Source organism: Micromonospora sp. URMC 105, assembly GCF_051386295.1.
GTDB lineage: Bacteria > Actinomycetota > Actinomycetes > Mycobacteriales > Micromonosporaceae > Micromonospora.
In genome coordinates this window covers 82,112-101,214 of sequence record NZ_JBPQTL010000001.1, presented here as the reverse complement: position 1 = coordinate 101,214, position 19,103 = coordinate 82,112, and the positions used below count along the sequence as shown (strand labels likewise).

General features: G+C 74.8%; 16 protein-coding genes. 7 read left to right on the top strand and 9 right to left on the bottom strand.

Annotated elements, in window-relative coordinates:
- Positions 1-38 precede the first annotated feature (38 nt).
- Together ACSNN7_RS00400 and ACSNN7_RS00395 are read left to right on the top strand one after the other, a co-directional pair.
- A complete protein-coding gene (locus ACSNN7_RS00400; RefSeq protein WP_436678461.1) occupies positions 39-1,601 on the top strand; it encodes an FG-GAP and VCBS repeat-containing protein in 1,563 nt (520 codons plus the stop codon).
- 134 nt (positions 1,602-1,735) lie between these two features.
- Positions 1,736-4,111 (top strand): alkaline phosphatase family protein, encoded by a 2,376-nt coding sequence (locus ACSNN7_RS00395; protein ID WP_436678460.1) that lies wholly within the window; start codon positions 1,736-1,738, stop codon positions 4,109-4,111.
- Here the strand turns inward: ACSNN7_RS00395 and ACSNN7_RS00390 are convergent.
- Together ACSNN7_RS00390 and ACSNN7_RS00385 are read right to left on the bottom strand one after the other, a co-directional pair.
- The gene (locus ACSNN7_RS00390) at positions 4,044-4,625 is read right to left on the bottom strand and encodes a DedA family protein (RefSeq protein ID WP_436678459.1); all 582 of its coding nucleotides are present in this window, start codon (positions 4,623-4,625) and stop codon (positions 4,044-4,046) included. The genes ACSNN7_RS00395 and ACSNN7_RS00390 overlap by 68 nt on opposite strands.
- Positions 4,622-5,383, bottom strand: coding sequence for an MBL fold metallo-hydrolase (locus ACSNN7_RS00385; RefSeq protein WP_436678458.1), 762 nt, complete (start codon positions 5,381-5,383; stop codon positions 4,622-4,624). Before ACSNN7_RS00385 ends, ACSNN7_RS00390 begins: the two co-directional genes overlap by 4 nt.
- 216 nt (positions 5,384-5,599) lie before the next feature.
- On the opposite strand from ACSNN7_RS00385, the gene ACSNN7_RS00380 reads away from it, so the two are divergent.
- Positions 5,600-7,447, top strand: coding sequence for a thiamine pyrophosphate-requiring protein (locus tag ACSNN7_RS00380; protein WP_436678457.1), 1,848 nt, complete (start codon positions 5,600-5,602; stop codon positions 7,445-7,447).
- Between the two features lie 98 nt (positions 7,448-7,545).
- The gene (locus ACSNN7_RS00375) at positions 7,546-8,544 is read left to right on the top strand and encodes a hypothetical protein (protein WP_436678506.1); all 999 of its coding nucleotides are present in this window, start codon (positions 7,546-7,548) and stop codon (positions 8,542-8,544) included.
- 89 nt (positions 8,545-8,633) lie between these two features.
- Here the strand turns inward: ACSNN7_RS00375 and ACSNN7_RS00370 are convergent, their stop codons facing one another.
- Positions 8,634-11,597: an AfsR/SARP family transcriptional regulator gene (locus tag ACSNN7_RS00370; RefSeq protein ID WP_436678456.1), complete on the bottom strand. Its 2,964-nt coding sequence runs from the start codon at positions 11,595-11,597 to the stop codon at positions 8,634-8,636.
- Positions 11,598-11,784: 187 nt separating this feature from the next.
- Between ACSNN7_RS00370 and ACSNN7_RS00365 the strand changes: the two genes are divergently transcribed.
- The gene (locus ACSNN7_RS00365) at positions 11,785-12,633 is read left to right on the top strand and encodes a hypothetical protein (protein ID WP_436678455.1); all 849 of its coding nucleotides are present in this window, start codon (positions 11,785-11,787) and stop codon (positions 12,631-12,633) included.
- Between the two features lie 101 nt (positions 12,634-12,734).
- Here the strand turns inward: ACSNN7_RS00365 and ACSNN7_RS00360 are convergent, their stop codons facing one another.
- Positions 12,735-13,424 carry a M23 family metallopeptidase gene (locus tag ACSNN7_RS00360; RefSeq protein WP_436678454.1) on the bottom strand — a complete coding sequence of 230 codons (690 nt, stop codon included), beginning with the start codon at positions 13,422-13,424 and terminating at the stop codon, positions 12,735-12,737.
- Positions 13,425-13,626: 202 nt separating this feature from the next.
- Between ACSNN7_RS00360 and ACSNN7_RS00355 the strand changes: the two genes are divergently transcribed.
- Both ACSNN7_RS00355 and ACSNN7_RS00350 read left to right on the top strand, forming a co-directional pair.
- Positions 13,627-13,782 (top strand): hypothetical protein, encoded by a 156-nt coding sequence (locus tag ACSNN7_RS00355; protein WP_436678453.1) that lies wholly within the window; start codon positions 13,627-13,629, stop codon positions 13,780-13,782.
- The gene (locus ACSNN7_RS00350) at positions 13,782-14,747 is read left to right on the top strand and encodes an N-acetylmuramoyl-L-alanine amidase (RefSeq protein ID WP_436678452.1); all 966 of its coding nucleotides are present in this window, start codon (positions 13,782-13,784) and stop codon (positions 14,745-14,747) included. The genes ACSNN7_RS00355 and ACSNN7_RS00350 overlap by 1 nt, the downstream gene beginning before the upstream one ends.
- 47 nt (positions 14,748-14,794) lie before the next feature.
- On the opposite strand, the gene ACSNN7_RS00345 is transcribed toward ACSNN7_RS00350, so the two are convergent.
- From ACSNN7_RS00345 to ACSNN7_RS00325, 5 genes are all read right to left on the bottom strand, one after another.
- On the bottom strand, positions 14,795-15,673 hold the full coding sequence (locus ACSNN7_RS00345; RefSeq protein WP_436678451.1) for a septum formation family protein: 879 nt from the start codon (positions 15,671-15,673) through the stop codon (positions 14,795-14,797).
- 101 nt (positions 15,674-15,774) lie between these two features.
- Positions 15,775-16,605 carry a PIG-L family deacetylase gene (locus ACSNN7_RS00340; RefSeq protein ID WP_436678450.1) on the bottom strand — a complete coding sequence of 277 codons (831 nt, stop codon included), beginning with the start codon at positions 16,603-16,605 and terminating at the stop codon, positions 15,775-15,777.
- A gap of 127 nt (positions 16,606-16,732) precedes the next feature.
- Positions 16,733-17,320: a maleylpyruvate isomerase family mycothiol-dependent enzyme gene (locus ACSNN7_RS00335; RefSeq protein ID WP_436678449.1), complete on the bottom strand. Its 588-nt coding sequence runs from the start codon at positions 17,318-17,320 to the stop codon at positions 16,733-16,735.
- Positions 17,321-17,399: 79 nt separating this feature from the next.
- The gene (locus ACSNN7_RS00330; RefSeq protein WP_436678448.1) at positions 17,400-18,233 is read right to left on the bottom strand and encodes an oxidoreductase; all 834 of its coding nucleotides are present in this window, start codon (positions 18,231-18,233) and stop codon (positions 17,400-17,402) included.
- Positions 18,234-18,350: 117 nt separating this feature from the next.
- A complete protein-coding gene (locus tag ACSNN7_RS00325; RefSeq protein WP_436678447.1) occupies positions 18,351-18,929 on the bottom strand; it encodes an AMIN-like domain-containing (lipo)protein in 579 nt (192 codons plus the stop codon).
- Positions 18,930-19,103 lie beyond the last annotated feature (174 nt).

The following is a 19,103-nucleotide window of genomic DNA, read 5'->3' as shown; positions in this document are numbered from 1 at the left end:
CCGTCACGGCGCCGGGCGCGACGACGGGGACCCCGCAGGTGACCAGGCCGGTGAAGCCGCTGCCCAAGCCCCCTGGCGCCCAGCATTTCCGGCCGGTGACCGGGCTCAACGAGGTACGGAGCGACTTCAACGGCGACGGCCGGCCGGATCTGGCCGTGAGCGAGCTGCGACAGGTGGTGGACGGCCGGCAGTCCGGCGCCGTCCACGTGCTCCTCGGTGACGTCAGAGGTGGTTTCACCAACGCCGGCAGCCAGTCCTTCGACCACACGACGCCGGGCATGCCGAACGACGACGGCTCACCCGACCCGCACCGCGAGATCAACGACTTCGGTCGCGCGCTGGCGTCCGGCGACTTCGACCACGACGGCTTCGCCGACCTCGCGATCGGCAGTGTGCACGACCGGTTCCGCATCCTCTACGGCGGCCGGTCGGGGCTCACGACCGCCGAGGCCCGGATGATCCGGCTGGCGGACGTGGCGCCGGCCGCCGACGTCCCCGGCGAGGGCGTCGCCGGCGAGAACCTGTTCGGCTCGGCCTTCACCGTCGGCGACTTCGACGGCGACGGCACCGACGACCTGGTGGCCGGGGCGCCCCGCGCCGGCAGCCCCTGGGTCGGCGGCGTCGCGCTGTTCCGCGGTACGCCCGACGGGCTCAGCCCCGCCGCTGCCAGCTATCTGCCCGGCAACGCCCGGGGCCTGCCGGTCACCCCGGAGACCGACGGTTTCGGTAGCGTGCTCGCCTCGGCGGACTTCGACAACGACGGCCGCGACGACCTCGCGGTCGGCTTCGGCCGGGACCACTTCAGCACCGCGTCCTTCGCCGGTTCGGTGGTCGTCCTGCCCGGCGCGGCCGACGGCCTCGACATCGCCGGGGCGAAGCTGTTCTACCAGGACACTCCGGGCGTGCCGGACGTCGCCGAGTACGGCGACAACTTCGGTGCCGCGCTCGCCGCCGGCGACATCACCCGGGACGGATACGCGGACCTGGTGGTGGCCACCGACAGCGAGGGCTTCAGCTCCGGCACGCCCAACCGCGGCTCCTCGATCACCGTGCTCCGTGGCTCGTCCGGTGGGCTGACCGTCGACGGTGTCCAGTACTGGACCCAGCGGAGCGCCGGCATCCCCGGCAGCGACGACCCGTCGGCCTACTTCGGTACGGAACTCGCCTTCGCCGACTTCGACAACGACGGGTGGGGCGACATCGCCGTCGCGAGCCCGCAGGAGGACGTCGGTGGCGTCGACGGCGCGGGTGCCGTCACGATCCTGCGCGGCAGCACGCAGGGGCTGACCACCACCGGGCTGCGCCGGCTGGACTGGACCACGCCCGGCATGCCGGCGAACACCGGCACGCCGTTCCACTACCTCGGCGAGGTCCTGCACGCGGTGCGCCAGCCCGACGGAGCGGCCGCCCTCGTCGTGGGCTGCGGGAGCGCCACGATCGCGGACCTGCAACGGGCGGGCCGGGTGATCGTCCTGCGCAGTACGCCGGCGACCCCGGACACGCCCGGCGGGGTCACCACCACCGGCCACACCACCTGGTCGGCGGCCGACCTGCCGATCGGCCCCCAGGCGTTCGCGGCCTTCGGCGGCACGCTCGGGTAGCGGTTCACCGAGCCGGGGGCGCCGGCGTCGTACCCATCGCCCGGCCAGGACACCCGCCAGGTCGGTCCGGCCCCGCGTCGACTCGTCCCGCTCGCGCCGATTCCTGACAGATCAGGTGTGGCATCGTGATGGGGATGGAGCCGGACGGTGACGCCGAGTCGCGGCCGACGCTGTCCGAGCCGTTCCGCATCGGCCTGCGGGTGCTGCGCGACTACCGGCCCACGCTGGCCCGGCTGCGGGCGCTGCTGCGCAGCATGGTGACCTCGTTCGTGGTGCTCAGCACGACGCTGTGGCTGCTGCCCGGGGTCACCGCCAACGGGCTGGTCGCGATGCTGTGGCTGGTCGGGCTGATCGCCGGCATCGGTGCGGTGCTGCGTCCGTTGCTCTTCGCCCTCTCCACCGCGCTCGGCGGGCTCGGCGCGCTGGCCATCGGCGTGTGCGTGCAGGCCGTCGTCATGTACGTCGCGTTGCGCGTGGACCCGGGCGCGCACGTCGGCGGGTTCGCCGACGCCTTCGCCGCCGCCTGGCTCGCCGTGGCGCTCGCCGCGCTGCTGAACTGGCTCGCCGACGCCGGCACCGACGACGCGTTCGTCAGCGAGATGTTGTGGGTGATGAACCGGGTCCGGCGCGGACCGCGCCGGCACCGCCGGGCGGCGTGGCGGCACCGGGGCGACGCGGTGCCACCCGAACGGCCGCCCGACGCACTGCTCGTCATCCAGCTCGACGGCGTGGCCGCGCCGCTGGTGCAGTGGGCGATCAGAGCCGGCAACCTGCCCACGATCGGCGGGTGGCTGCGCTCCCGCAGCCACCGGATGACCCGCTGGCACACCGGCCTCCCGGCCACCACCCCGGCGGCGCACGCCGGTCTGCTGCACGGTGACGTCCGGCGGGTGCCGGCCTACCGCTGGTACGAGAAGGCGACGGCGGGCGGCGACGGCGCCTCCCCCGGCCGTCTCATGGTGACCAGCCGGCCCCGCGACGCCGCCGAGATTGAGCGGCGCCTCTCCACCGGTCAGGGGCTGCTGCGCGACGGCGGCGTCAGCATCAGCACCGCCTTCTCCGGCGACGCCCCGACCAGCCTGCTCACGGTGAGCCGCGCCGGGCTGCCCGGGCGGTCCACCCGCGGGTACGCGGCGTTCATGGCCAGCCCGTACGGCTTCGCCCGGGCCATCGTGCGCGGCGCCGGGCAGGTGGTGCGCGAGCTGTACGAGGCGCGGCGGCAACGGCTGCGCGGCGTCCGGCCCAGGGGGCGCCGCAGCGGTTCCTATCTGGCGCTGCGTCCGATGGGGAGCCTGCTCAGTGACCTCAACGTGGCGCTGATCGCCGAGCAGATGGCCGGCGGGGCACCGGTGATCTTCTGCGACTTCGTCGACTACGACGAGGTGGCCCACCACGCCGGGCCGGCCCGGCCCCAGGCGCTGGCGGTCCTCGAGGCGCTCGACCAGACGCTCGGCATCCTGCAGCGGCTGGCGGCCGAGGCGGCCCGGCGCTATCACATCGTGGTGCTGAGCGACCACGGGCAGAGCCAGGGGGCCACGTTCCGGCAGCGGTACGGCGAGTCGCTGGCACAGGTGGTCGCCCGGCTCGCCGCGCCGACGGTGCGCCCGGCCGCTGCGGAGGGCGGGCCGGCGGGGCCCGTCCCGGTACGGGCCGCGACGACCGCCGAGGCGGCCGGCCCGGTCGAGGAGTGGGGACGGGTGAACACGCTGCTCACCGAGGTGGCCGGCCGGGGCGGGGCGACCGGGGCGGCGACCCGGGTGGCCGTGCGGTCGCACACCGACGGCGGCGAGGTCACCCTGGGGCCGGCCGACCGGGAGGAGGCGGCGACGCGTACCGATCCGGAGACCGTGGTGGTGGCGTCGGGCAACCTGGCGATGATCTACCTGCCCCGCCATCCGGGGCGGCTGACCCGCGAGCGTCTGGACGCCGCCGTACCGGGACTGATCGAGGGCCTGGCCGCGCACCCCGGCATCGGGCTGGTGGTCGTCGACTCCGCCGCCGGGCCGCTGGCGATCGGGGCCCGCGGCTGCCACAACCTGCGCGACGGACAGGTCGACGGCGACGATCCGCTGGCGCCGTACGGCCCGCGGGCGCGCCGGGACCTGCTGCGTCACCAGGCGATGGACCACGTGGGCGACCTCGTGGTGATCAGCACGGTGGACCCGGGCCTGGAGGAGGTGGCGGCCTTCGAGGAGCTGATCGGCTGCCACGGCGGGCTCGGCGGCTGGCAGACCGACGCGCTGCTCATCCACCCCGCCGACTGGCCGCAGCAGGGCGAGCTGGTCGGCCCGGAAGCCGTACACCGGCAGTTGCTGGACTGGCTGCGCGGGCTCGGGCTGCGCCGGCCCGACGACCTCGCCGACGACCGGGCCGACGGCGAGCGGGACCACGACGCGGGCCGCTCGTCCGGAGACGCGGCGGGAGCGGCCCGGGCGGTGCCGGCTACGGCACCACGGGCGGCTCGCCCGGCAGGGCCCGGCGACGGCTCACCCAGCTCAGCGCCTGGGTGACCAGCACGACGAGCAGGATCGCGGCGACGACGCCCTGCCACGGCTCGGGGAAGATCGCTCCCCCGAGCACGCCGATCGCGGCGTAGAGCACCGCCCAGAGCAGGCTGGCCGGCGCGTCGGCGACGGCGAAGCGCCGCCAGGCCAGCCCGCCCACGGCCGCCGCGAGCAGCACCGGGATCCGGCCGCCCGGGATGAGCCGGGACACCAGGAGCGTCGGGACGAGTCCCGCGCGCAGGCGGGCCGTCATCCGGCCGACCCGCTGCCGTCCGCGCAGCCGGTGCAGGCGCCGGGCCAGCCGCTCGCCACCCCAGCCGAGCAGGCGGTAGGTCGCCAGGTCGCCCGCGTACGCGCCGAGGGCGCCGGCGACCACGACGAGCACCACGGTCACCGGGTGCTGGTGGGCGGCGAGCGCGGCGGCGCCACTGACCGCCGCGCCGGTCGGCACCACCGGAACCACGGACCCGACGAGCACCACCAGGACCAGCGAGCCCAGCGCGCCGAGCGTCGCCGTCACGGCCGGCGCACCGTGAGCGACTCGCCCGGTCGCAGCACCCGCACCCGGGTGCCCGGCGCGACCGCCTCGGCGTGGCGGGCGAAGTCGTCTCCGGGCCGGAAGAACCGGTCCGGCCGGATCAGGTCGCAGCCGAGCGGCCAGAACGTGCCGAAGTGGATCGGTACGGCCCACGCCGCCGCCGCGCGGCGGACCGCCTCGGCGGCGCCCGCCGGGTCGAGGTGGCCGGCGCCGAGCGTGGGTCCCCACCCGCCGACCGGGACGAGCGCCACATCGAGCGGCCCCAGCCCGGTCATCTCGTCGAAAAGGCCGGTGTCCCCCGCGAACCAGGCCCGCGCCTGCCCCTCGACGAGGTAGCCGAGGGCGGGTGCCCGGTGACCGGACCAGGGGCCACGGCCGCCGTGGTGGGCGGCGGGGACGGCGGCAACCGTGACCCGCCCGATCGTGGTGCGGTCACCGACCGCGAGCTCCGTGCAGCGGCCGGCGGCGGCCGCGCCGAGCGCCCGCCGGACCAGCCGCGCGGCGCCGGCCGGCACCACCAGCGCGGTCTGCGCGGGCAGCCGGCGCAGCGACCCGAAGTCCAGGTGGTCGGCGTGCAGGTGCGACACGAGTACGGCGTCCGGGGCGCCCGGCAGCCGCGGGGTGGGGCCCCGGCGCCGGCGCAGGTGGGCGAGCCGGTCACGCAGCAACGGGTCGGTCAGCAGCCGGGTGCCGGAGTCCTCGATCCACACGGTGCTGTGCCCGTACCACGTCAGCTGCACGGCGCCGCCTCGGTCACGCCTGCCACCGTATCCGCCGGTGCCACCACCGGGCCCGCACCCGGCGCGGCCCGTTCCGCCGAACCATCCGCAAGTACCCCGTCTCGCCACAAAGGGTGTCCCATACTCGAAACGTGCGGCGGCCCCGCTGCTGCCGCGCGGAAACGCCCCGGGTGGCGGACGCCGGTGCCGTGGACCGAGCCGATGGGAGCGAGTCAGGTGAGCGTTGACGGCGGCGGCGCGGTGCCCGCGGAGCCCTGGCCGCTGCCCAGGGACGCCAGGGTGGCGGATCACCTCGTGCAGCGGTTGGCGTGCTGGGGCGTCCGCCGCTACTTCGGCTATCCGGGCGACGGCATCAACGGGATGACCTCCGCCCTGCAACGCACCCGTGAGCGGGCGCAGTTCGTCCAGGTCCGGCACGAGGAGACCGCGGGCTTCGCGGCATCGGCGCACGTCAAGTACGGCGGTGGGCCGCTGGGCTGCGTGCTGGTCACCAGCGGGCCGGGGGCGATCCACGCGTTGAACGGCCTGTACGACGCCAAGCTGGACCACCAGCCGGTGGTGGCCCTGGTCGGCCACACCGCGCTGACCGCCGAGGGGGGCGGGTACTACCAGGAGGTCGACCTGCTGGCCCTGTACAAGGACGTGGCGGCGGCGTTCCTGGCCCAACTGGACCATCCCGCGCAGGTCCGCCACCTGGTCGACCGCGCCTGCCGGACGGCCCTGGCCCGGCGTACCGTCACCGCCCTGGTGCTGCCACTGGACGTGCAGGACGAGCCGGCGGTGCCCGAGCCGCCGTACGCCCACGGGTACTACCACACCAGCAGCGTGGCGAGCACCGGCCCGACGGTGCCGCCGGAGGCGGAGCTGCGCCGGGCGGCCGACGTCCTGCGCGGCGGCGAGCGGGTGGCCATGCTCGTCGGGCAGGGCGCGCTCGGCGCCGAGGACGAGGTACGCGAGGTCGCCGACCGGCTGGGCGCGGGCGTCTCCACCGCGCTGCTCGGCTTCGCGGCGGTCGACCACCGGGAGCCCTGGGTGACCGGGGCGATCGGGCTGCTCGGCACCCGCCCGAGCTGGCAGCTCATGCAGGGTTGCGACCGGCTGCTGATCGTGGGCAGCAACATGCCGTACTCGGAGTTCTACCCGCCACCCGGGCAGGCCCGCGCGGTGCAGATCGACCGGGACGGCACCCTGCTGGGGCTGCGGTACCCGACCGAGGTGAACCTGACCGGCGACGCGTCCGCCACCCTCCGCGCGCTGCTGCGCGAGCTGGGGCCCGGTCCCGCGCCGACCGGCTGGCGGGAGACGATCGCCGCGGAGAACCGGGCGTGGCGACAGGCGCAGCGGGACCTCGCCGAGCAGCCGGCCGACCCGGTCAACCCGCAGCTCCTCTTCGCCACCCTCGACGACCGGCTGCCCGGCGACGTGATGATCGCGGTGGACTGCGGCACGACCACCGCCTGGTACGCCCGGCACATCCGGGTCCGCCCGGGCATGCTGGCCAGCCTCTCCGGCACCCTGCTGTCCATGGGCGGCGCGATGCCGTACGCGCTGGCGGCCAAGTTCGCCCACCCGGACCGCCCGCTGGTGGCCCTCATCGGCGACGGCGCCATGCAGATGAACGGCGTCAACGAACTCATCACCGTGGCCAAGTACTGGCGCAGCTGGTCCGATCCCCGGTTCGTGGTGCTGGTGCTGAACAACCGGGACCTCGCCTTCGTCAGCTGGGAACAGCGCACCACCGAGGGCACGCCGATGTTCCCCGACAGCCAGGAGCTGCCGGACATCGGCTACCACCGGTGGGCGGAGGTGCTCGGCCTGCGCGGCGAACTCGTCGACGCCCCGGACCAGATCCCCGGCGTCTGGGAGCGGGCCCTGAACGCCGACCGGCCCGTGGTGATCAACGCGCTCGTCGACCCCGCCGAACTCATGCTGCCCCCGCACTTCACGCTGGAGCAGGCCCGCAACACCGCCGCGGCGCTGCTGCGCGGCGACACCGACTGGGCCGGCATCATCCGGCGGGGCCTGCCCGCCACCGTCAACGCCTGGCGACCCCGGCGCCGGTGAGGGCGCCGCGGGCCGGCGCGACTTGGGCGGAACCGACCCGGGGTGACGGCCGGCGCCACTAGCGTCGGGGCATGCCCGCCCGTCCGTCCCGCTGGTCGATGCCGCTCCGGGTACTGGAGGCACCGTCGTACCTGCAGGCGTTCGTGCTCTCCGGGGTGGTGACCGTGCTGGTCACCCGGGCCTTCCTGCAGGCGGCCGGCTATCCCCGGCTCGGCGGGGGCGGGCTGCACATCGCGCACGTGCTCTGGGGTGGCGTGCTGATGACCGCCGGTCTGGGGGTCGCGCTGGTCTACCTGGGCAGCGCGGCGCGGATCCTCGGCGCGGTCCTGGGCGGCATCGGGTTCGGGCTCTTCATCGACGAGGTGGGCAAGTTCGTCACCGCCGGAACGGACTACTTCTACGCCCCGGCGGCCGGCATCATCTACGGCGCCTTCGCCCTGCTCGTCGTGATCAGCCAGGCGATCCGGGGCCGGATCCGGCTCTCCGGCCCGGAGCGGACGGCGAACGCGCTGTACGCGGTGGTCGGTGGGCTCCGCTCCGGCCTCACCGACGACCGCCGGGCGGCGGCGGCCCGGCTGGTCCGCGGGTGCGGCCCCGACGTCGAGGAAGGGGTGGCCCGGCTGCTCAACGTGGTGCCTCGGCGCGAGGCGCCCGGCCCCCGGTTCTGGCAGCCGTGGCTGAGCCGGGCCCGCCGGGCCATGGTCTGGGTGACCACCCACCGGTGGGTCGTGTCGCTGGTGGTCCTCTACCTGATCGGCGAGCCGTTCGTCGTGGTGTCGAGCTTCCTGCTCGACACGGTCACCGGGCAGTGGCACGACCAGCGGGAGTGGGGTGCGGTGCTCGGGGTCTCGATCGCCGCGCTGATCACCGCGGTGCTCAGCATCCGCGGGGCGTGGCTGCTGCCGCGCGACCGGGTGCGGGCCTTCCGGCTGTTCAAGCTCGCGCTCCTGGTCGACCTGCTCTTCGGGCAGATCTTCAGCTTCACCGTCAACCAGTTCGGGGCGCTCTCCGCGCTCGCCGTCGATCTCTTCCTGCTCGGCGTGGTCACCGCCGAGCACCGCCGGCTATGCCGGCGGGCTCCCGCGCCCGACCGGTGACCTCCGCGCGCCGCCCGCGGGGGCTGCAGGGCGCGCAAGCCTCACCGCATGGTCCCCGTCGGCCGGTGGACCCGTCCGGCGCGGTCGGCTCACGGTCCGGTGGTGGCCTGCAGTGCCGGGGTGTCGTACGGCTGCGGCTCCCGCGATACCTCGGCGCACGGCAGGCCGCCCGGCGCGGCTGCCGCATCGCGACCGGCCGGGCGGGCGGCGGCGGAGGCGGCCAGCTTGGCCCGGGGCCGGTCGGCGTCGGGATGGTGTAGCTCGTCGAAGATCGCGTGCGCCGCCCGCCAGGCCCGGCGGGCGGCGGTCAGGTCGCCCGCAGCCCGGTGGCTGTCGCCGAGGTTGTCCAGCACCTCCGCCTCGTCGTACCGGTCGCCGAGTTCCCGATGCAGGGCCAGCGCCCGCCGGTAGCACGCCACCGCCTGCCGATGGTCGCCACGGCCGTGGTGCACGTACCCCAGGCTGTCCCACGCCAGCGCGGCACCGTGCCGGTCGCCGGTCTCGTCGTGCAGGCGCAGCGCGTCCTGGCAGCAGCGCAGAGCGGGCTCGTGCTCGCCGACGCGGGCATGCAGCCAGCCCAGGTTGTTCTGCGCCTTGGCCTGTCCGGCCCGGTAGCCGGCCAGCCGGTACAGCTCGAGCGCCCGCCGGGTCTCCTCTATCGCCGAGCGGTGCCGGCCCTCCCGGGCCAGCACCCAGCTCAGTCCGAGGTGGGTGTGCGCCTGACCGGTGGTGTCCCCCAGCTCGCGGTAGAGCGCCAGGTCCTGGCCGTAGTGCAGATGCGCCGCGCGGTGATCACCCAGCCAGGTCGCGGCGATGGCGAGCCCCCGGTGGGCGTGGGCCTGGCCGGAGAGGTGGCGCTGCCGGCGGGCCGCCGCGAGGGCGCTGCGGTGCGCGGCGGCCAGCTCGGGCCAGTGCCCGCGCCGGTCGAGGTAGGTGGTGAGCGTCGCGGCCAGTGCCCAGGCGTGGTGGTCCGCACCCGTGACCGCGGCCTGCTCCACGGTGGCCAGCAGGACGTCGTGCTCGGCGGTGAACCAGTCGATCGCCCCGGTGTGGTCCGCGGGGACGCTCACCGTCACCCCCGGCTCGGGCGGGGGTGGCGTGACCGGCCGCGCCAACCGGTACGGGTCGAGGAGGTGGTCCGCGGCCTGGCTCATGTGCAGGTAGTGGTCGAAGAGGCGACGCCGGGCCGCCTGCCGCTCGGCGTCCGGGTCGACCTGCCGGCACAGCTCCGCCGCGTAGGCCCGCAGGAGGTCGTGCATGGTGTACCGGCCGGGGCGGCCCTCGGTGAGCAGGTTGGCCCGGGTCAGCTCGGCCAGTAGTGGGGCGATCCGGGCCGGCGGCAGCCCGGTCAGGCTGGCCAGCGCGGGCCGGGTGACGTCGGGGCCGGGATGCAGGCCCAGCAGCCGGAACAGCCGGGCGGCGTCGACGTCCAGCCTCCGGTACGACCAGGAGAAGACCGCCCGGACGTCGGTCGCGGCGTCGCCGGTCTCCAATGCGGTGAGCGGGTCGGCGTGGGTGTCGCGCAGCTCGGCGGCCAGGCCGGCCAGCGGGAGGTCCGGACGACCGGCGGCGCGCGCGGCCACGATCGCCAACGCCAGCGGCAGGCCCGCGCAGCGGCGGACGAGGTCGTCCACCGCCGCCGGTTCGGCCCCGGCCCGCGCGGCGCCGAGCCGGGCCGCGAGCACTTCCCGGGACTCCTGCGCGGAGAGCAGGTCCAGCGTCACGGGGTACGCCCCCTCGCTGACGACCAGGCCGGTGAGCCGGTCGCGACTGGTGACCACCACCAGGCTCCCCGGCGATCCCGGCAGCAGGGGCCGCACCTGCTCGCCGTCGCGGGCGTTGTCGAGCACCACCAGGACCCGCCGCCCGGCGAGCAGCGTCCGGAAGAGCGCGGCCTGCGCCGCGACGTCGGCCGGGACCCGCTGGGGCGGCACCTGCAGCGCCTCCAGGAAGCCGCGCAGCGCCTCGCCCGGCGGTACCGCGCGGCCGTCGAGGTCGAAGCCCCGCAGGTTGACGTAGAGCTGACCGTCCGGATAGCGGTGCGCGATCCGGTGCGCCCAGTGCACCGCCAGGCTGGTCTTGCCCACCCCGGCGGTACCGGCGATGGCGGAGATGATCACGGCGCGCCCGGTGCCGTCGCCGCCGGGCAGCAGGTCGTCGAGTTCGCGTAGCACCGCCGACCGGCCGGTGAACACCGCCAGGTCCGCGGGGAGCTGCGCGGGTCGCGCTCCGGCGGCCGGCGGCGCCGGTCGTTCCGCCGCCGCCGGGCGGTCCGGCTCCGGGTCCGCGTCCTCGTCCGGCGGTACGACCGGCGGCAGCTGCCCCCGCAGGACCCGCAGGTGCGCCTCGGCCAGCTCGGCACCGGGCTCGACGCCCAGCTCGTCCACCAGGCGTTGCCGGGTCTCGGCGTAGAGCCGCAGCGCGGCGGCCTGCTGGCCGCAGCCGGCCAGCGCGAGCAGCCGGTTGGCCACCAGTGGTTCGCGCAGCGGATGGTCCTCCACCAGGGGGCGCAGGAGGTCAGCCACCGCGGCGCACCTGCCGAGGGTGAGTTCCACCGCGGCGAGGCGCTCGTAGGCGACGAGGCGCTGTTCCTCCAACCCGGCGGCGGCGGTCTCGACGAAGGCGCCCACCGCTCCGGCCAGCGCCGGCCCCCGCCACAGCGCCAGGCCCCGCCGCAGCAGCCGCGCCGCCTCCGCCGGTCGTCCCGCCGTCTCCTCGACCCGGGCCTGCTCGACCGCCGCGACGAACTCGGTGAGGTCCAGCTCGCTGCCCGGTACCCGGAGCCGGTAGCCGCCGGCCTGGCTGACCAGCAGGTCGCCGCCGCCCTCCGCCCGCAGGACGGCCCGGATGCGGGAGACGCACACCTGCACCTGCGTCCGGGCGCTGGCCGGCGGCTCGTCGGCCCAGAGCGCTGCCGCGAGGTGCGCGGCGGAGACCAGCCGGTCGGCGTTGAGCAGCAGCAGCGCGAGCACCGCGCGTTGCTGGGGCCGGTCGACGGCGAGCACCCGCCCGTCGGCGGTGATCTGCACCGGACCGAGAAGGGACCACCGCATGGGCCTGCCTCACCGTCTGTGATCGAACGACACCACTGTAGGAAGGAACGGCCGGAACCGCTGACGCCAAGCCGACGGATAGTGGGCGGCTAGCCGCCGCCCGCAGGCTCTTCCCATACGCCGGCAAGGGGCCGGCGTCGACGGGCCGGCTCTGGCGTCGGCCGTCGACCGGGAGGGGAGACCGACCATGCGAGCAACCACGAGACGCCGGCTGTTCACCACCATCGGCACCACGGCGGCAGTGGCCACGATCGGCATCGCCGCACCGGCCTCGGCCGCGCCGGCCGGGTTGGAGACGGTGTTCGGGACGGAGGCCGGAAGCAGCCTGGACAAGACAGTGGCCGCCTCGTGTCCGGCCGGCAAGGTGGTCACCGGGGGCGGCGGCTTCCTGACCCAGTCCGCCGCGGCGGGCCGGGTCGGGCTGGAGCGGCTGGAGCCGTGGGCGAACGGCAGCGGTTTCGTCGCCGCGATGCGCGAGACCGGCCCGGTCAACTACACCGGTGACTGGGGAATGACCGCGCTCGCCCAGTGCGTCCCCGCGCCGGCGGGCTATCAGGTGGTCGCGGCGACCGGCGCGGTCGGGGCGGAGTTCGTCACGGCCAGTTGCGGGACGAAGCGCGTCATCGGCGTGGGCGGGCGCATCAACGGTGGATTCGGCGACGTGGTGCTCGACCAGGTGGTGCCGTCGTCCGACCTGAAGTCGGTCACCGTCCGGGCGGTCGCGGTGCAGGGCACCGCGCCGACCGGGTGGAGCGCCACGTCGTTCGCGGTCTGCGCCACCGGGCCGGCCGGCCTGGAGCGGATCACGGCGACGGGCTCCAGCGCGAGTGACCCGCAGGACACCCGGATCGTGACCTGCCCGGCCGGCAAGGCGCTCTACAGCGCCGGTGCGGACATCAACGCCGGCAACGGTCAGGTGCTCCTGACCGGCGTCAACGTGACCGCCGGCGTCACCGTGCGGAGCTGGGCCAACGAGGACGCCGACGGCTTCGCCGGTTCCTGGAAACTCACGGCGTACGGCATCTGCGGTAGCTGAGCCGCCGGGTCCGGGTGCCGCCGACGGCGGCACCCGCACCTCTCGGCGCTGCCACCCGCCGAGACACGTACGGCTCGTCGCGGTCCGGCGGCCGGAGGGCGTCAGGCGGGACCGGGACCTTCGCCCCTGCCCCGGGCGGCACCGGCCTTGCGGTCCGGGTCCTCCGCCGCGCAGTTGTTGCTCGTCCGGGTGACCGTGTACTCGGTGTCGTCCCGGGTGATGCCGGAGGGCGAGCCGTCGAACCAGGTCTCCACCTTCTGCCAGCCCCGGCGCTGCTCGTAGTGCAGGTGCGGCGCGCCGGAGTTGCCGGTACTGCCGACCCGCCCGATCTGCTCGCCCTGGACGACCCGCTGACCGACCCGGACCAGGGGCGGTTCCAGCAGGTGCAGGTACTGCGTCTCCCACTTGCCGCCGTGGTCGATCTTCACCCAGTAGCCGCCGCCGCGACCCCGGGGGCCGTCCGGCCGCTCGGGGGTGCGGTCGCCGAGTGAGCCGTTGATCCCGGCCACGGTGACCGTGCCGGCGTAGGACGCGAGCACCGGTCGGCCCCACGCCTCCCCCTTGGCCGGGAAGAGGTCGACGTCGTAGTCGTCGTGGCCGGGGTAGGTGCCAAGCTGCCAGGTCTCGCCGCAGGCGACGGGAAGCTGGAAGAGCGGGCGCGGACCCGGTGGCCGCAGCAGCGGCACGACCACCACGGCGAGGGCGAGCAGGGCGGCGACCGCGCCGAGCACGAGTACGGCGCGGCTCGGCGCGCGGCGGGTACGGAGCTTCGGCGGGCGGCCGGTCGTCACGGTCCCGAGCATGGCAGACGGCACCAAGGCTCGGCCACGACGGCGTACCGCGCCGGTGGCGGGACGGCGGCGCGTTGACATTTTCCTTCAATTCCAACCTCGGAAGCGAAGGGTATCGACATAGACGGTGGTAACGCTATAGCGTGCCGGTCACGACGAGCGTCAATCTCTGTCGGCACCCCCGCGTCGCTGAAGGAGCGCCATGGCCACCGCCCGATCCATCCGTCTCCCGCGCCGAGGTGTCCTCGGCATCCCCCTGCTGCTGACCGCTTCCACCCTGGCCACCACCGTCCGGCCCGCCAAGGCGAGCGCCGCCGGCAAGGTCGAGTGCCTGGCCGACCTGCTCGGGGCGTCCTGATGGCGACGATCCCCTGGCTGGTGGACGTCCTGCGGGCCGCGGGCGTCCAGGTCGTCGTGGAGGGCGACTGGCTCAACCGGATGCGCCCCGGCTCCTTCGACCCCATCGGCGTGCTGTGGCACCACACCGCAGCCACCTCCAGCGCCGGCAACCCGCACCCGGCTCTCAACATCTGTATCAACGGCCGGTCCGACCTGCCCGGGCCGCTCTGCCAGGCCCTCGTCGACTATCACGGGGTCTTTCACGTGATCTCCGCCGGCCGGTGCAACCACGCCGGCACCAGCGGCGGCAGCGGGCCGATCCCCGCCGGTGACGGCAACACCCTGATGATCGGTTGGGAGATCGACTACAACGGGGTCAACCAGGAGATGACGGCGGCGCAGTACGAGGCGTCGCTGGCCGCCACCGCCGCCGTCCTGACCCGGCTGGGCCGCGACGCCAGCCACGCCCGAGGGCACCGGGAGACCAGCACCTCCGGCAAGATCGACCCGTCGTTCATCGACCTGAACGTGATGCGGGCCGACGTGGCGGCGCGGATGGCCGGCGGCGGCACCCCCTGGAGTTCGGTGGTGGACAACGCCACCGCGGGCCGGTTCAGCGCCAGTGCCAACTGGGGCGTCTCGTCCTTCTCCGGGCAGCGCTACGGCGCCGACTACCGCTACGCCGACCCGGTCGCGGCCAGCGACGCCGCCTGGTACAAGTTCAACGTCCCGGCGACGGCGAGCTACCGGGTGGAGGCCTGGTGGCCGGCCAACACCGGCTACAACGGCGCGACCCCGTACGTCGTCGCCACCACCACCGGCAACCGGACCGTCTACGTCGACCAGCGGTCGAACGGCGGGCAGTGGCGCTCCCTCGGCACCTTTACCCTCCCGGCGGGGGACGCCAACCGGGTGGCGGTGAGCCGGTGGAGTTCCTCCGGCGGGCTGGTCATCGCCGACGCCGTCCGGCTGACCCGCGTCTGACCGGTCCGGACGCGGACCAGGGCGCGTTCGCCGGTGCGGTCGCGGCGTCAGGAGAGCCGGATGGCCGAGGCGCCGCGGCCGCGCACCGATTGGCTGACCGTGCGACCGCCCGTCCAGTGGAAGCAGCGCACCCCCCGGTCCCCCCGTGCCCAGCCCTGCTCCGACGGCAGCTTGTACTGCGTCCCGGTGCGTACCGCACGGTCCGCCGGCACGTCGGCGAACCGGTAGACCAGCTCCCGGCACCGGGCGTGCACCGCTTCCGGGTCACGGTCGACGTCCGCGCGTCGTTCCAGCGGGGAGGTCCAGACGCCGACGTACTCGTAGCGGTGCGGGCCGGCGCAGGGCCTCGCCTCCAGCGTGTACCACTGGTCGAGGTCGAAACAGGTGTGCGTCAGCGGGGACGCTCCCGCCATGGCGCCCCGCAGGCTGCCGGTCCGTCTCATGATCGAGTCGCTGGATCCGTTGGCGCTGCTGTGGCCGCTCAGCAGGAACACGTCGCAGCGGAACCAGCGCGCGCCCCCCTGCCAGCCCTGCGTCGACGGGGGTACGGCCTGCACCGCCACCCGCCCGTCGCGCCAGTCCCGGCCGACGAACGCCCGCGCCGCGGCGTCGCACTCGGTGAACGCGGGCCGCATCACCGTCGACCAGAACCGGGGCGGCGTGGGACGCCGGGCGAGATCGCCGGTGAACGTTCCGACGTGGATCGTCTCCAGCAGGTGGGTCTGCCCGCAGTCCACCGGTTCGTAGTTGTCGACGGTGGGCTCGGAGACGGCGTGGCAGTCGCCGACCCGGGGCACGAACTGCTGCGCGGCCGCCGGCCGGCCCCAGTCGTCGACCAGGTCGCCGTCGGTGCCCGCCGGTGGCGCGGCACACCCGGCGACCAGGGCGGCGACCAGCGCGGCGACGGCAGCCGATCGACGCCTCATCTGCGGTCCTCACGTGCGGGAGGGGGAACTCGTGACGCGCAGCATAGGGCACCGCGAACGCGTGCGGTCGGTACTGCCGGGCGGGTGACGGCGTTCGGACCTCAGCGCAGGCCGGCGAAGAGGTCGTCCTCGGGCAGCGGCGCGTTCGTGGTGTCGTGCACCCGGACGAAGGTCTCCACGCCCATCAGTTCGGTGAACCGCTCCCGGCCGAGCTGGAGGAAGAAGATGTTCTCGCTCTGGCTGGAGTGCGCGGCCAGCGCGTCGAACTTCTGCGCGCCGTAGCTGCTGGTGTCCACCCAGGTGGTGATCTCCTCGTCGGGCAGGCCGATCTGCGGCCCCGGCTCGGACGTCACCTCCGGCTCCGCCCACTCGACGCCCAGTTCCTTCATCACCCGGCCGAAGTCCTCGATCATGGAGCGCGGCGCCGTCGTCCAGTAGACCTTGGCGGGGATGCCGGTCAGCGCGACCGCCGCCATCGTGACGCGGTGCGCCTGGATGTGGTCCGGGTGGCCGTAGAAGCCGTTCTCGTCGTAGGTGACGACCACGTCCGGGCGGTGGCGGCGCATCAGCTCGGCCAGCCGGTCCGCCGCCTCCGCGACCGGTGTCCTCCAGAACGATCCGGGCAGCTCGTTGGTCGGCCAACCCATCATCCCGGAGTCGGCGTAGCCGAGCGTCTCCAGGTGACCGATCTTCAACGCCGCGCAGCTGGCCTCCAGTTCGGCCTGGCGCATCGCCACCACGGCGGCCGGCTCGTGCCCCGGATCGCCGGGCTTGACCCCACCGGGGCCGTCGCCGCATCCCCCGTCGGTACAGGTCACGAGGACGGTCGAGATCCCCTCCGCCGCGTAGCGTGCGAGGACACCACCGGTGCTCGTCGCCTCGTCGTCGGGGTGGGCGTGCACCGCCATCAGAGTCAGGGATCGCTCAGCCATGCTCACACCCTACGAGCGCCGCCGGGCCCGTGCGGGGCCATCGGGCCGCCGTCCGTCGACCCCGGTCCGGTACGGCCGCCCCGGGTGCGCGTCGGCGGCAGCACCGGCGGGGCCGCTGCCGTCACCGCTACAGCTCCGCGGGCTGCAGGTGCCGGCGGTAGGCGTCGCGGCCGGCCAGCCACATGGCGATCGCTTCCGTGCTGCCGGTCAGCACCGGCCCGCGCCCCCGGGCCACGCCCAGGTCCGTGGAGACGACCCGGTGGTGCCGCAGCCGACGGATCCCGAGGATGGTCCCCTCCCGCAGCATGGCCCGCCGCACCGCCTCGGGGATCTCCCGGCTGCGGCCGAGCGGGAACAGCACGTCGTGGTGGTGCACGGCCAGGTCGCCGAGGAGGAACCCGGCTGCCAGCCGGGCGGTCCACCGGGGCCGCTCGGCCCAGTCGCGTGCCCGGCGCAGCAGTTCGGTACGCGGAAGGGTGCGTTGCGCGGCCACGATCCGCGCGTTGGCGCGTCCCACGTTGCCGCCGGCCCTGAGGTAATGGCCCAGTTGGTCGTCGATGCCGACGACGTGTGCCAGCACGTCGCGGGGCGCCCATCCGGCGCAGAGGGTGGGGCCGGACTCGAACACCTCCTCGTCCAACGACGCCACCGTGGCCAGGAACGCCAGTCGTTCCGTGCGCAGAGCCCGCACCGCCGAACCGGCCGTCCTCGTCATTGCTGCCTCCTACCTGTCGCGCGTGGTCGCCCGATCGTAGGGCGCAATGCCGTCCACCTCGGGTGGTCGATCGCGGGGCTCAGCGGACGGGGAACTGGGTACGGAGGAAGGCGTCGAAGACGCGGGCGCCGAGCAGGCGGCGGGTGTGGACCATGATTTTCGCGGCGGCGGTGACGACGTAGCGGGCGCGGGGGCGGCGGGCAGTGGCGGCGTGCTCGACGGCCCGGGCGACGGCCTCGGGCGGCGCCGACATGGTGCGGTTGGCGTAGCCGCGCGCCATGGACTCGTCGACGGCCTTGTTGAGGGTGGCGTACGGGCCGCTGTGGACGGCGCTGCCGGCCAGGGTGCCGGCGGCGGTGCCGCCGAAGCCGGTACGGATCAGGCCCGGCTCGATGAGGCTGACCTGCACGCCGAACGGGGCGGCTTCGAACCGCAGGGCGTCGGTGATGGCTTCCACGGCGTACTTGCTGGCGTGGTAGTAGCCACCGCCGGGAAAGACCAGCCGGCCGCCCATCGAGCCGACGTTGACGATCCGGCCGCCGCCCTGCCGGCGCATCACCGGCAGCACCAGCTGGCTGAGCCGGGCCGGCCCGAAGACGTTGGTCTCGAACTGCGCCCGCACCCGGTCCAGGTCGGCTTCCTCGATCACCCCGTACTCGCCGTAGCCGGCGTTGTTGACCAGGACGTCGATCGCGCCGTGGGCGGCCTCGACGTGGGCCACGGCCCGGGTCATGGACTCCTCGTCGGTGACGTCCAGGGCCAGGGTGTGGCAGCCGGCGGCGGCGAGGTCGGCGAGGGAGTCGATCCGGCGGGCGGTGGCGTAGACGGTGCAGCCGCGGGCGAGCAGGCGCTGGGCGGTGGCCCGGCCGATACCCGACGAGCAGCCGGTGATCAGTACGACGGTCTCTGACATGCTGACAATTCTTGCGCGTAGTGTCAGGTTGTCAAGGTGTCGACCGTCACCGCGTGGTCGCCCGGCCGACGGCAGCGAGGGGGCCCGGCCGGCGCCGGGCCCCCCCGCCCCGATGGGTCACTCCTGCCACTGGTGGGCGACGTCGAGCACGATCCGGCTGTGCGTGCCCGGGCCCGCCAGCACGAACGCCCGGAACGGCAGCCGGGCCCGCACCCCGACCGCGAAGGTGGTGTAACCCTCGAAGCTGCCACCGAAGACGACGTCCCGCAGCGTCTGGTGGCGCAGCACGTTCGCGGCGTGCTCGCCGACCCGGTACGGGACGGTGGCGACGTGCCCGTCGTCGTACGCCGGGGCCTGCAGCGAGACCCGCAGCAGCGCGCCCCCGGCGGTGTACGGCGACAGCGCCAGCCCCTCGCCCTCGGTCCAGGTCTCGCCGTAGGTGACCGTGTAGCCGCTCACCGGCCCGGCGAACTCGAACACCACCCGGTCGAAGCAGTCGTGCCGACCGGTACGCACGTTGATCAGCGGCGCGCCGCTGAGCGTGCCGGCCGATTTCTCCCCGCTGCCCCAGGTGATCCCGCAGTACGGCGATCCCGTCGCCGCGGCCCTGGTGGTCGCCGCCGTGCCGGTGCCCGCGCCGGCCACCAGCCCGCCGAGCACGACGACCAGCGCCATGAGTCCACTTCTGATCCTCATCGTCTCCTCCTGTGATCCCGCTCCGATGGCTTCCCCGGCGTCGTCGCCGGTGACGTCGAGTTCACGGTGGGACGCGTCCACGGCAGCAGCTTCACCGTGGGGTAACTGGCGTGTAACAGCGGGCAGCGGGGCGAAATCCGGTTGTCGCCTGCGCGCGGCTCGGGGAAGGTGTTG

Excerpts from the sequence above, each read along its gene's own strand:
- ACSNN7_RS00340 (WP_436678450.1), bottom strand. The coding sequence starts at position 16,605 with ATGGCTGAGCGATCCCTGACTCTGATGGCGGTGCACGCCCACCCCGAC.
- ACSNN7_RS00375 (WP_436678506.1), top strand. The coding sequence starts at position 7,546 with ATGCCGCTCCGGGTACTGGAGGCACCGTCGTACCTGCAGGCGTTCGTG.
- ACSNN7_RS00335 (WP_436678449.1), bottom strand. The coding sequence starts at position 17,320 with ATGACGAGGACGGCCGGTTCGGCGGTGCGGGCTCTGCGCACGGAACGA.
- ACSNN7_RS00330 (WP_436678448.1), bottom strand. The coding sequence starts at position 18,233 with ATGTCAGAGACCGTCGTACTGATCACCGGCTGCTCGTCGGGTATCGGC.
- ACSNN7_RS00365 (WP_436678455.1), top strand. The coding sequence starts at position 11,785 with ATGCGAGCAACCACGAGACGCCGGCTGTTCACCACCATCGGCACCACG.
- ACSNN7_RS00325 (WP_436678447.1), bottom strand. The coding sequence starts at position 18,929 with ATGAGGATCAGAAGTGGACTCATGGCGCTGGTCGTCGTGCTCGGCGGG.
- ACSNN7_RS00345 (WP_436678451.1), bottom strand. The coding sequence starts at position 15,673 with ATGAGGCGTCGATCGGCTGCCGTCGCCGCGCTGGTCGCCGCCCTGGTC.
- ACSNN7_RS00370 (WP_436678456.1), bottom strand. The coding sequence starts at position 11,597 with ATGCGGTGGTCCCTTCTCGGTCCGGTGCAGATCACCGCCGACGGGCGG.
- ACSNN7_RS00355 (WP_436678453.1), top strand. The coding sequence starts at position 13,627 with ATGGCCACCGCCCGATCCATCCGTCTCCCGCGCCGAGGTGTCCTCGGC.
- ACSNN7_RS00350 (WP_436678452.1), top strand. The coding sequence starts at position 13,782 with ATGGCGACGATCCCCTGGCTGGTGGACGTCCTGCGGGCCGCGGGCGTC.
- ACSNN7_RS00395 (WP_436678460.1), top strand. The coding sequence starts at position 1,736 with ATGGAGCCGGACGGTGACGCCGAGTCGCGGCCGACGCTGTCCGAGCCG.